The 12,446-nt window shown below is 65.8% G+C and carries 11 protein-coding genes; 1 reads left to right on the forward strand and 10 read right to left on the reverse strand.

The annotated features are described in order from the left end of the window. Positions 1–188: 188 nt before the first annotated feature. Entirely contained in the window at positions 189–692 is a 504-nt protein-coding gene (locus QZZ33_RS09915; protein WP_291379774.1) for a GNAT family N-acetyltransferase, read from the reverse strand. A gap of 49 nt (positions 693–741) precedes the next feature. On the opposite strand from QZZ33_RS09915, the gene purU reads away from it, so the two are divergent. After that, positions 742–1,596 carry a formyltetrahydrofolate deformylase gene (gene purU / locus QZZ33_RS09920; RefSeq protein ID WP_291379776.1) on the forward strand — a complete coding sequence of 285 codons (855 nt, stop codon included), beginning with the start codon at positions 742–744 and terminating at the stop codon, positions 1,594–1,596. 12 nt (positions 1,597–1,608) lie between these two features. Here the strand turns inward: purU and QZZ33_RS09925 are convergent, their stop codons facing one another. The 9 genes from QZZ33_RS09925 to QZZ33_RS09965 all read right to left on the reverse strand — a co-directional run bounded on the left by QZZ33_RS09925 (position 1,609) and on the right by QZZ33_RS09965 (position 12,377). Continuing rightward, positions 1,609–3,702, reverse strand: a complete 2,094-nt coding sequence (locus QZZ33_RS09925; protein ID WP_291379778.1) for a CAP domain-containing protein — start codon at positions 3,700–3,702, stop codon at positions 1,609–1,611. A gap of 214 nt (positions 3,703–3,916) precedes the next feature. Next, a complete protein-coding gene (locus tag QZZ33_RS09930) occupies positions 3,917–4,783 on the reverse strand; it encodes an N-acetylglucosamine-6-phosphate deacetylase (protein WP_291379780.1) in 867 nt (288 codons plus the stop codon). A gap of 1 nt (position 4,784) precedes the next feature. Then, positions 4,785–5,567 (reverse strand): glucosamine-6-phosphate deaminase, encoded by a 783-nt coding sequence (locus tag QZZ33_RS09935; RefSeq protein ID WP_291379782.1) that lies wholly within the window; start codon positions 5,565–5,567, stop codon positions 4,785–4,787. Further along, a complete protein-coding gene (locus QZZ33_RS09940) occupies positions 5,560–6,456 on the reverse strand; it encodes an ROK family protein (RefSeq protein WP_291379784.1) in 897 nt (298 codons plus the stop codon). The genes QZZ33_RS09935 and QZZ33_RS09940 overlap by 8 nt, the downstream gene beginning before the upstream one ends. Then, positions 6,450–7,895 (reverse strand): glycoside hydrolase family 3 N-terminal domain-containing protein, encoded by a 1,446-nt coding sequence (locus tag QZZ33_RS09945; RefSeq protein ID WP_291379785.1) that lies wholly within the window; start codon positions 7,893–7,895, stop codon positions 6,450–6,452. The genes QZZ33_RS09940 and QZZ33_RS09945 overlap by 7 nt, the downstream gene beginning before the upstream one ends. Continuing rightward, positions 7,892–8,734 (reverse strand): carbohydrate ABC transporter permease, encoded by an 843-nt coding sequence (locus tag QZZ33_RS09950; RefSeq protein WP_291379786.1) that lies wholly within the window; start codon positions 8,732–8,734, stop codon positions 7,892–7,894. The genes QZZ33_RS09945 and QZZ33_RS09950 overlap by 4 nt, the downstream gene beginning before the upstream one ends. Continuing rightward, entirely contained in the window at positions 8,731–9,684 is a 954-nt protein-coding gene (locus QZZ33_RS09955; RefSeq protein WP_291379787.1) for a sugar ABC transporter permease, read from the reverse strand. Before QZZ33_RS09955 ends, QZZ33_RS09950 begins: the two co-directional genes overlap by 4 nt. A gap of 130 nt (positions 9,685–9,814) precedes the next feature. Further along, complete coding sequence (locus QZZ33_RS09960; protein WP_291379788.1) at positions 9,815–11,128, reverse strand: extracellular solute-binding protein; 1,314 nt, start codon at positions 11,126–11,128, stop codon at positions 9,815–9,817. Positions 11,129–11,183: 55 nt separating this feature from the next. Beyond that, entirely contained in the window at positions 11,184–12,377 is a 1,194-nt protein-coding gene (locus QZZ33_RS09965; protein WP_291379789.1) for an ROK family transcriptional regulator, read from the reverse strand. Positions 12,378–12,446: the final 69 nt, after the last annotated feature.

Genomic DNA, 12,446 nt, shown 5'->3' on the forward strand with positions numbered 1-12,446 from the left:
GCCGAGGTGAGTGTTCGGCGACCGTGGCCCAGGCGGAACGACCGTGGTCGGCGGGGCGATCACGTGATGATCGACCCGCCATGTCGCTTCCTCGCGGTGAACCGCGTGCGCCAGTCGCGACCGCGCCAGTCTATCGGATGCGACCACCTGGCACCACGGGGCTCTGGCACGGCCAGACACGCCACGAATCAGGCATCGTCGACGATGTTGCCAGCTTCGATGATCTTGCGCAGGTACGCGTAGGTGAGGTCGCCAGAGACCTCGTCGAACTGGTGCTCGTATCCCGCCTTGTTGTACAGCGCGATGTTGTGCTTCGAGTTCTGGCCCGTGAAGACCCACACCTCGGTGGTGGTGTCTGGAAGGTAGGCCAGCACCGCAAACAGCAGTTGCGTGCCGATGCCTTGCGCCTGCATGTCGGGAACCACGGCGAGGCGGCCGATGGTGGCCTTGTCGCCTTCGAGTCCCACCCGAATCGAGCCGACGAGACGCGGCCCGAGCCACGCGCCCAGCGTCACGACATCGTCGCGAGCCAGATCGTCCTCAAGCTGCTCGAGTGTCTGGGTGAGCGCTGGGATGTGGGGGTCGTTATACAACTGCGCCTCGGCGACAAAGGCTGCACGGCGCACCGTGAGCAACTCGCCCGCATCATCGTGGTCGATGGGGTCGATCCGCACGCCGAGGTCGTTGCTCATGTGCCTATGGTGTCAGGATTTCGGGCCAAACACGACTAGCCTTGAGGCCGTGTCCACTGAACCGACCGCCTGGGTGTTGTCGTTGTCATGCCCTGACCGACCGGGGATCGTCCACGCCGTTTCAGGGCTGCTTGCCGAACACGGTGGAAACATCACTGAGTCACAGCAGTTTGGGGACCCTGACACCGGCCTGTTCTTCATGCGCGTCGAGGTGGCAGTCCCTTCACCGCGAGCCGAACTCGAGACCGCGATTGACGTGCTCGCGTCCAGCTTTGATATGACGTGGAGCCTCGATGTCGCGGGGCGTCGGATGCGCACCGTCGTCATGGTGTCCAAGGCCGCTCACTGTGTGAACGACCTGCTCTTCCGCGAACGCGCGGGAACGCTTCCGATCGACATCGTCGCGGTTGTCGGCAATCACGAGACGCTCCGCGACCTCGCCGAGTTCTACGGCAAACGGTTCGTGCACATCCCCGTCACCGCCGATACCAAGGCCGACGCCGAGGCCGCGCTGCTCGCGCTGACGGAGGAGCTGGCTGCCGAACTGGTCGTGCTGGCGCGCTATATGCAGATTCTGTCGCCGGACTTGTCGCAGGCTCTGCACGGCCGCGCCATCAACATCCACCACTCGTTCCTGCCGAGCTTCAAGGGTGCCCGCCCGTACTTCCAGGCCCATGATCGCGGCGTCAAGTTGATTGGCGCGACGGCTCACTACGTGACGGCCGACCTCGACGAAGGGCCCATCATCGAGCAAGACGTCGAGCGTGTCGATCACACCCACACGCCGGACACGCTCACGGCAATCGGTGCGGACGTCGAGCGGCGCGCCCTCGCGCGGGCCGTGCGCTGGCACGCGGAGCACCGGGTGCTACTCGACGGTCACCGCACCATCGTCTTCAAGTAGCGCGTCGAGGGGCTAGTCGGGGTCGCCGCCGATGGTGAGTGTATTGGAGTCGGTGCCTGCGAACACGATTTTGTAGTTGAACGGTTGGGGTTGAGTCGTCACAGACGTGGCCCCAACACCCCCCGTCACGGTGAACGTGTTCGACGACGCCCGCCACTGCTGACCGGGAACTTGATACCACACGGTCGCGAGCCCGTCAGCAGCGGGATCCACCACCACAGCAACATCCGTCTGCGCACCCACCACCCGATACTGCGTGACAGACGCAGAGACCGCGGGCGCCACAGGCGACAACGTCACCCCCTGCGACACACCCCCACGAAACTCCACCCGATACTCCAACAGCCGTGACGGACCGGTCACATGAGTCGAACCGGAACCATCCACAATCGCGAACGTGTTCGACGACACCCTCCACACACCAGCTGGCACCCTGAACCACACCCGAGCCTGCCCAGAAGACGCCGGATCCACCGACACCGACAACAACTCACTCGTGCCAGGCACCACATCACGCGCCAACGCACCCGTCACCGACACCACCGGCAACTGCGGAGTGATCGTCACCGCATTGGACGTGGCACCACCAAAGTCCACCCGATACTCAAACACCGCCGACTGCACCGTCACCTGCGTCACACCGGAACCATCAGCAACCGCGAACGTATTCGACGACTTCGTCCACTCACCACCAGGAGCCTTGAACCACACCCAAGCCCACCCCGACAACTCCGGATCCACCGACACCGACAGGTCAGTCTTGACCCCCGGAACACCTACCGACGCAGCCGACGCCGTCACCGTGGGAACCAGAGGCGAAATCGACACACCTGACGAGTAACCCCCACCAAACACCACCCGATACTCAATCGTCCTCGACGGAGACGTCACCTGTGTTGACCCCACACCATCCGACACCACAAACGAGTTCGTCGACCTAGTCCAAACCCCACCAGGCAACCGGTAATCCACCCACGCAGTGCCAGACAACGCCGGATCCACCGACACCTCCAGCGACGTCATCGTGCCAGCCACCCGCGTCAACTCCGCCGGACCAACAATCGACACCACCGGCACCTCAGGCGACATCGTCACCACATTCGAGTACGTCGCACCCACCCGCACCCGATACTCACGCACCCCAATCGAATGCACCACCCGCGAACCCACACCATCCGACAACACCACGCCAGGAGACGCCCTCAACCACCCACCACCATCAGTACGGAACCACAACTCCGCCTCACCACTGACCCCAGGCGACACCGACACAGACAGTTCCTGAGACGAACCCGGCACATAACCAGAAACACCCGACAACTCGAGACTCACGGTCGACGTGCCGCCTCCAGCGACCACCATGAAGGTGCCGTCGCCAGCGGGCCAGCCGCTGTAGAGAACCGCTCCACCGGAGGCGAGCACCCGAGCGCTGTAGGAGCCTGCAGGCACGTCGGAGAAGGTGTAGACACTGCCCGGCCTCGAGCCGCACTGTCGGAAGTACTCGGTGTCGGCAGGCTCACTGACGAGTACGACGCATTCGGCGGTACCCGAGTAGGTGAGGTCATCGAGATCGATCACTGCATCGCCTGGATCCGGAATCGACGCAGGGTTTCCGTAGTCGGCGAAGACTTGAACTCCCCACGTCAGCCCCGAGTCGTCCTGGTAGGTACCGATGCCGACGTGGGTCCACCGTGCGTTGAGCATGTTGGCGTTGTGTCCAGGGCTCTCTCGCCACTGTTCCATGAGTTTCAGATAGGGGCTCGAGTACCCGCCATTGACCGCGATGTTCTCTCCGACAGACTCCCATCCCGACGGGACCTGCGAGGACATCGCGGGGTTGTGGCGAAAAGCCGTGTTGATGTCTTGCGAGTTCGCGAAGTCTGCCGACATCTGTTCCGCCCATCCCTGGGCCACTGCGCTCAAGTCCTTGTGATGGATCAGGCGGTCGGAACCGTAGAGATCGCGATAATCATTTGTGCCCCGTAGAACAGTCTCGAAGCCGACGTCGGTCTCGTCTTCGACCGCTGTAGCGGTCGCGGCCACTCCCACGCACGCGAGCGCGACGAGGAGAGCGGACGCAACGGCGCGGCGCGCAACGGTCAACATGCGCCAAGTGTAAGAGAATTGCGGCGACGGTGAACGGCGAGGTGACGTATTCCACGTGTAACCAGGTGGGATCCCTCGCCGAACCCAAGCTCCGAATCCAAGGACCGGGCCGTCGCGCGTTGAGGGCTTAGTCGGGGTCACCGCCGATGGTGAGAGTGTTGGAGTCGGTGCCTGCGAACGTCATCGGGTGGTCCTTCGGGCGTCCCACCTCGTGTTAGCCCCCGAACAACCGTGCGGGCCTGTCAGTGGCGGCGGCTAGCGCGTCAGCGCGCGCGACCCGAGCGGCCACGCACACCTCCACCGCCCTGTCCAGCGTCAGGGTCGAGCCCGCAAGGGTGTCAGTGCCGGCGATGACCGCCCTGCCGTCGGTCACGTCCACGTCGAGGCCACCGAGCACATATCGCCCTGGCGCCGCTGCAGCGGCCGCCATCGCGTCGGTCACCAAGACCACACGGCCGGGCGCGGCCCTGAAGAGCGCGGCGACGAGCGCCGGGTCCACGTGGATGCCGTCAGCGATCACCTCGAGCGTCACCCGCTCGTCTGCGACGGCAGCACCCACCGGTCCCGGCGACCGACCGGTGATGCCAGGCATCGCGTTGAAAGCGTGCGTGATCAGTGTGGCGCCGCGGTCGAAGGCCGCACGAGCGGTCGCAGCGTCGGCCTCGGTGTGCCCCACCGCCACCACCACCCCAGCCTCGACAAAGCGCTCGATCGCGTCGAGCGCATGCGGGAGCTCAGGGGCGATCGTGATCTGGCGGACGATGCCGTCGGCGGCCTCGAGCAGCGCCGCTACGACGTCGGGCGTGGGAATGGCGAGCGCCGACTGCTCGTGCGCGCCCTTGCGGCCAGGTGCCAGGAAGGGCCCCTCGAGGTGGACACCCAAGAGGCCTGCATCGCGCTCCATCGCCTGACGGATGATGTCCATGGCCGCAGCAGTGCGCTCGAACGGTTCGGATACGAGCGAGGCGACGATGCGGTCGGTGCCGTGCGCACGATGGGCGGCAAGAGCGGCGAGCGTCCCGTCGACGGTGTCGCCGAACGCGTGGCCACCGCCGCCGTGGCAGTGAATGTCGGTGTACACGTTAGAGGCCCTGCCAGGCGGGCTTGTTCGCTTGAGCCCATCGGTAGTAGTCGGAGTGCTTGAGGCGTGATGCCGCGGCCTCGTCCACGACCACCGTGACGTGTGCGTGAAGTTGGATCGCGGAGCCAGGCAGCGACGCCGTCACGGGACCCTCGACGGCGGCCGCGATGGCCTTCGCCTTGCCCTCGCCAAACGCGAGCAGCATCAGGTGCCTGGCTCTCAGAATGGTGCCGAGGCCTTGAGTTACACAGTGGATGGGCACCTCGTCGAGCGAGCCGAAGAATCGCGCGTTGTCGGCACGCGTCTGTTCGGTCAATGTCTTGACCCGCGTGAAGGATCCGAAACTAGATCCCGGCTCGTTGAAGCCAATATGGCCGGTGGTGCCGATGCCGAGAAGTTGCAGATCCACCCCGCCACTGGCGAGCAGTGCCGCCTCGTAGCGCTCACCCGTTGTCTCGATGCCTTCGACGCGGCCATCCGGCACATTGACGCGGGTGGGGTCGAAACCGAGCGGCTGGGTGAGCTCGCGGTCGATCACCGCCCGATAGCTCTCGGGATGCCCGTCAGGCAAACCGACATACTCGTCGAGCGCGAACGCGAAGGCCCTGGAGAAGTCCACGCCGCGCGCCTGACGCTGAGCCAAGGCGCGATACACGGGCACGGGAGTCGACCCGGTCGCGACGCCCAAGACCAACTCGGGTGCGATCTGGACTTGCTCGGCGATGTGGTCGGAGACCAACCGGCCCGCCGCCTCCGCACTATCGACAATGATGACTTCAGCCACGACCTGCTCCTCTCATTGCGGCGCCAATGGCCGCAAGTGGCACGTCGGGATCTAGCATGCGCGTCCTCGTGGTCAAGTCAAGGGAGGCCATGAAGTCGCTGCGCCTCTCCCAGTCACGCATCACGTCACGCGCTCCCTCGATGAGTCCGGGTCCCATGCGTGTGAGTCCACCGCCCACGAGTACCTCTTCCACGTCCACCGTCAGGATGAGCACGCGCACTGCGGTGGCAACCGCTTCGAAGAGGCGGTCGCGGATCAGTGCGGCATCGGCATCCACGTCGGCCCTCGCAAGGACCGACTCCGCGGACTCCCCGCCCGCCTGCCACGAAATGCCGCTGCCGGACGCACACGTCTCGAGCCCTCCGCGCAGGCCGTCGGGGCCTTCAGGCCCGGCCGGGTCGAAGGAGATCATGCCGATCTCTCCTACCGAGCCGCGCGCGCCGCGCCAGAGCCTCCCATCGAGGATGACCCCAGCGGCGAGACCGGTGCCGAGGTTGAGCAATGCGATCGAGTCCTTGCCAGCGCCAGCCGTGACCCACGCCCCTACCGCGGCGGCGTTGACGTCGTTGTCGACGGTGGGACGCACGCCCCACCTCGTCGCGAGTTCGTAGGCGAGGTCGAGGCGCGCGATGTCGAGGTTCTGGGCGTACGTCACTACTCCCTCGACCACAGAACCTGGCGCGCCCACGCCGATCGACTCCGCGCCGTCTGGCCGGATTCCCACGAGGGCGCACACCTCATCGACGGCGCTCGTGACGTTCGCCAGCACCTCCTCCACGCCCGACCCCGTGGGTCGCACGTGACGATGCAACACGTGGCCAGCGTCGTCGACCACCACCACATCCGTCTTGGTGCCGCCGATGTCCACTCCGAGTCGCACGGTCACCATCCCAGCAGATCAAGGAGCGCCTCGCCCGCGATGCGGGATGCTCCGAACGTCGCGATATCAGCCAAACCGGCGTCGGGGTCTGGCCACCCCATGTCCACCGTCACCACATCGTGGCCTACGGACACGGCATTTACGACGGGGCGCGCAAGGCCATGCCGATGATTGTCGCGCCCGATGACAACAGCGAGCGATCCCTCGGGGACGGCTGCAGCCACGCGAGAGAGGTCCGACTCAGGCGTCACGGTCAGGGCCGTGTCCACTCCCGACGACGCAAACGGACCCCACGGGGAGGGGCCGACGGCCATGGAGGCCTCGGTCTCGATGCGGATCAGGGCGCGGGGCCGAGCCTCTGCCAACAAGGCGTGAGCCCGCTCGGACACGGCGAAGGCCCGCACCACCGCCTCAGGGGTCACGCCAGGCACCTGCCCCGGCGTGAAGCCTCCGCGATCCAGGGAAGTGCCCCTCGCGTCGGCGAGCTCACGGCCAAGGTCGGCGACTCGCCGCTGTGTCGCGGACACCTCCTCGTGGTCGAGGCCGCCAGCCGCGACGGCGTCGGCGATGGTCGCTGCGATGTCGCGCATCTGGCCCTCCGTATTGGCGGTGCCGATGCACAACAGATCGCAGCCTCCGTGGAGCGCAGCCGCTGCAGCCGCGGGGATTCCGCGCCCGGCGCTCGCGCCTGCCATGTCCAGTGCATCAGACACCACCACGCCGGTGAATCCCATCCGCTCGCGCAGCACGCCGCGCAGGATGGCACGGGAGAAGGTGGCAGGCATGTTGTCGTCGAGCGCGGGGACCATGATGTGGGAGCTCATGATGGCCCGCCCTCCGGCCGCTATCGCCGCCGCGAAGGGTGGCAGTTCGCGTCGATCAAGGGTCGCGGTGTCGACGTCGATGCGCGGCAGCGAGTGGTGCGAGTCCTGCACGGTGCTGCCGTGCCCAGGGAAGTGCTTGGCGCACGATGCCACTCCCGTCGCCTCAACCCCACGCACCCAGGCTGCCGTATGGCGCGACGCCACGTCGGGGTCGGCGCTGAAGCTCCGGACGCCGATGACGGGGTTGAGTGCGGTGCTGTTGACGTCGGCATCGGGTGCGAAGGTCATCCCTACACCGACAGCGGCGAGTTCTTGCCCCACGTGCGCGCCAACCGCCTCCGTCAGTGCCTCGTCGTCGAGTCGACCCAAGATGGCGTTGCCAGGGAAGGGAGAACCGACGGCCTGATAGAGCCTGGTGACATCGCCGCCCTCCTCATCGATGGCGACGATCGCGTGCGGGTTGGCGGCGTAGATGGCTCCGGTGAGTTCTCGCAGTTGCGCTGGCGAGTCGACGTTGGTGGCGAAGAGGCAGACGCCTGCCATGCCCTCACGCAAGTGCTCCTCGACCCAGCCGGGAAGCGTCGTGCCTTCAAAGCCTGGCATCAGCACCGCGAGGGGGTTCATCCCTTCACCGCCCCACCAACAAGGCCAGCGGTCATGCGGTTCTGAACCACCAGGAAGAAGATGATGACCGGGACCGCCACCAGCGTGGAAGCCGCCATCACCTGTCCCCACTCGATCATGGCCAGGCTGGACGGCTGGGCGAAGTCGCGCAACCACAGCGGAAGGGTCTGGCTGGCGTCGGACGTCAGCAGGATGGAGGCGAGGGCGAACTCGTTCCACACCTGCAAGAAGGCAAAGACGCCGGAGGCGACCAGGCCTGGGGCAAGCAGCGGGAACGTGACGCGCATGAACGCCCCCATCCTGGTGCACCCGTCAATCATCGCCGCCTCTTCGAGGTCTGCGGGGACGCCAGCCACGAATCCGCGCAGCATCCACATCGTGAACGGCACCACCATGGCGATGTAGATGATCGACACTCCAGCAACCGAGTTGAGCATGCCAAAGCCGGAGATCATCTTGTATTGCGCGATGAACATCGCCTCTGCAGGAAGCATCTGCACCAGGATCACGGCAAGTACCAGGGCCTTGCGGCCGCGGAAGCGGAACCGCGAGATCGCGAGGGCGCCCAAGAACGCGAACGTGATGCACACCGCCAAGGCGATGGCGGTCACCACGAGCGACATCTGGAGCGCGGCCAGAAAGCCCGAGTCGGTGAGCACCTCCTTGTAGTTGGTGAACGTGCCGTCGAAGGGCACAAAGGTTGGCGTGAGGCGCGAGATTGTCGCCGCGGAAAGGAACGAGCTGCTGACCATCCAGTACACGGGGAAGGCCCACGCCGCGGCGAGGACGACGGCGAGCCCGGCTCCTATGTATCGCAGCGGCGAGCGCTTGCGGGTCATGGTGAGTCCTCCTTGAGCATCTCGCGCACATAGAACCAGCTGAGCGCGACGGTGACGAGCATGACGAGCATGGCGGCGGCGGCGGCCACGCCAAAGTGGCCCTGACCCACGCCAAGGCCGTAGATGTACGTGCCGAGCAGGTCGTACTTGCCCCCGCGGGCGCCGAAGCCTTGCAACAGCTCGATCTGCGCGTAGACCCGCAGATCCCAGATGAACTGCAGCAGCAACAGGATCACGAGGATCGGCCTCAGGATCGGGAGCGTGATGCGACGCAGCATGCTGAAGCCGCCAGCGCCATCGAGTTGGGCCGCCTCTCTCACCTCGTCGGACACCTGCGTGAGGCCCGCGTAGACGGAGAGCGCGACAAAGGGCACGGAGGCCCACGTGATGATCAGGGAGGCGACCCCGAAGAAGCTCCACGGGTTCACCAGCCAGTTGTGGCCCGTCATGTCGACGCCTGGCAACAGCGTGAGGACGTAGTTGACGACGCCGTTGCGATCGTCGATCAGCCAGTTCCACACCGTCATCTGCGCGACGATCGGCATGGCCCACGCAAGCAGGAGGGAGATCTGGAGAGCAACGCGGGGCCACGTGGGAATGCTCTTCATCAGCACGGCCAGTCCGATGCCAGCGATCATCGTGGCACTCGCGGTGATGGCCATGAACGCGACCGACTTGATCAGGACCGCCCAGAACTCGGCGTCGGTGAGCAACTGGGTGTAGTTCGCGAAGCCCACAAACGTGGGCTCCTGTCCAAACTGTTGAGCGAGTCCGTACTCCCTGAAGGAGTTGAACACCTGCCATACCAGCGGGTAGCCCATGCCCACGGCCAAGGCGAGGATCGCGGGAATCGACAGGAGGTAGGGCAACGAAGCGAAACGACGCTTGCGGGCCCGCTGGCGGGGCGCCGTTGTCACGGCGGTGTCCCGCACGGGCGCTGAGGCAGTCATGGTCGTGGACCTCTCGGTGATGAGTTGAAGCGTGGGCAGGAGGATACGCCCCCGGAGTCCGGCCCGGGCACCCTATGGCACCCGGGCCGGGAGCGGAAGCAACCGCTCTGAGAGGTAGTCGCGGTGGCGACTAGCCGTTGATCAGTGCGTTGATCTTGTCGTCGTACTCTGCGGCAAGAGCCGGGACGTCGCCGCCCTCGGCTACCGCCTGGAAGTACTGCTCCATGAGGGCAGCCTCTTCGACGGCGGCCCAGCCCGGTGCGGCTGGCGTGAGCTTGGCGGCCTGCGCGGCCGCCAGGCCGATCTCGCCCATGGCTGCCACCTCGACGTACGCGTCGGCGTAGTCAAGGTTGGCCGGGCCAAGACCGTTCTCGGCCAGCATCGTCTGGTATTCCTCAGAGAAGATGATGCGCATCAGGTCCTTCGCACCCGCCTCGTGTTGCGTCGTGGCGGAGACGGCGATGTTGGAACCGCCAGCGAACACGGGGGCAATGCCGCCGTTAACGCCCGGCAGTGCGTACGCGCCGAACTTCTCTTCGTTCCACGTGGCGACGGTGTCGCCCTCGTCGTTCTCCGACAGGTCGCCGAGCGACCAGTAGGCCCAGTTCGGGGCCATGGTCGACGCCGCAGGGATGCCGGCCAGGAACTCGTCGTTGATCGCCTGGTAGGTGGTGGTGTCGTTGTCCGTCGGCTGGGCGACAGAAGTGTCCTGGTAGAGCTCCTGCCACTGCTGCATGCCCTCGATGGACTCTGGCGAGGAAAGCGTTGCCGTCCACTCGGAACCGTCGAATGACGCGATGTCGCCGCCGTTGGCGAAGATCCACGAGATGCCTGAACGCCAGTCCTGGCCGGCCGTGTAGGAGCCGGCGATGCCCGCATCCTTCATGGTCTTGTTGACCTCGGTGTACTCGGCAAGCGTCGTCGGTACGTCCACGCCAGCCTCGGCGTACAAGTCCGCGCGGTACCACACCATGCGCGAGCCGAAGTAGTACGGCAGCGCGTACTTGGCGTCACCCACGGAGCCCGCCTCGACAAAGCCCTGGAGCAGCGAGTCGCCGCCAAGCTCGTCATACATGTCGGAGATGTCCATGAAGGCACCGACCGTGGTGAAGGTCGCCGCCTGGGTGTTGCCCACCTCCGTGACGTCTGGCGTGTTCGAAGCGTCTGGCAGCGCGGTCGTGAGACTCGAGATCGCGTCACCCCAGCCAATCTGCTCGACGGTGAGCGCTCCGCCGTTGACGTCGGCGTAGGTGGTCTTGAGGTAGTCGATCAGCGCATCGGGAGTGTCAGTCCCCATCAGCCATAGCGTGATGTCCTCTGCGACCGCTTCCGGCTCGCTCGTCCCCGAGGTGGTGGCCTCAGGCTCATTGGAGGACGAGCAGGCTGCGAGTGCGAGGACTCCGGCAGTTGCCATAGCAACGGCCGTGAGTGTCTTCTTCTTCATTGCCTTTTCCTTGTCTCGGGGTAGTTTCCGGGCCCGAACGGCACCCGGAGCGGGGTCACGAGACCCCTAGTTGGCCCATGAGGACCATCACGGCCGCACCCAGCACGACGATGTCTCTGCCCAGCGCTGTGACGCGCAGTTCGGAGCCACCATGAATCTCGGGCAGGGTGCGCCCGCGGAGCGTGGCGACGGCACTGTCGAGCAGCACGCCGTCGAGGATGTCGAGGGGACCCGAGAGGATCACCTCGCGAAGGTTGAGGGCGCCCACAACGGGCGCGATCGCGATGCCGAGTCGTTCGCCAGCTGCCGCCAGAATGGCGTCGCGCTCGTCGTCGTCCGCCGCATGGGCGAGACGCTCGGTAATTCGCGGAATCGCCAGCCACGTCTCGAGGCAGCCGTCCTTGCCGCACGCGCACCTGTCGCCACCGTCAGTGCCAACGACCACGTGCCCGATCTCGCCTGCTGCCGAGTTAGCGCCCTGCACGAGCGCTCCCCCCACCACCAGGCCAGCACCCACACCGCGCCCGATCCGCAGGAGGATCATGTCGTCTTCGCCAGTGCCGAAGGTACGCTCCGCGAGCGCCGCCGCATTCGCGTCATTGGCGACCAACACGGCCAGGCCAGTGTGCTGCGCGAGCAGTTCTTGAAGGGGCACATCGGTCCACCCGAGGTTGGGGGCGTGAAGCACCACTCCCCCGTCATCGACGATGCCTGGCGAGCCGACGCCGACGCCCAGGACGGGTACGGCGGTCGCGGCGGCAAGCGCGTCGAGCACCTGGATGACGGCGTCGACTGCCGCCTGGCCTGTCAGTCCCGTGACGTCCACCTCGTGGCGGTGCAGGACCGTGCCGTCGAGATCGGTGACTGCGCCGCGGAACATCGCGTCCTTGGACAAGTCGATGGCGATGACGTTGAAGCCACGGCGGTCAAGGTCGAGGACGGTCGCAGGCTTTCCTGGCCGGGAGTCGGCGCGCACGCCGAGTTCGATGACGATCCCTTCGGCGATGAGGCCCGCCACCAAGTCCGAGATGGTGACTCGCGTGAGTCCCACCTCTCTGGCCAGGTCTGCGCGGCTCAGGCCCTCACCGCGATACAGCGCCTGCAACACGAGCGCCCTGTTGTGGTGGCGCGCGTGCTCTGGCGTCAGGCGTGCCCCGGCCCTCACAGTCGCGGCAAGTGCCCTGCGGCGAGTGGGCGCATTGCCTACTCGGGATTCGGGCTCGGTGGGCGTGCTCTGCACTGAGGTCATGTTTGTTAGTAAAGGTTACGAACAAACTATTTGGCAAGGCCTGTTACCAAGAAAGCCGCTGATTGTTAC

The organism is Demequina sp., from assembly GCF_016278775.1.
Taxonomy (GTDB): Bacteria; Actinomycetota; Actinomycetes; order Actinomycetales; family Demequinaceae; genus Demequina.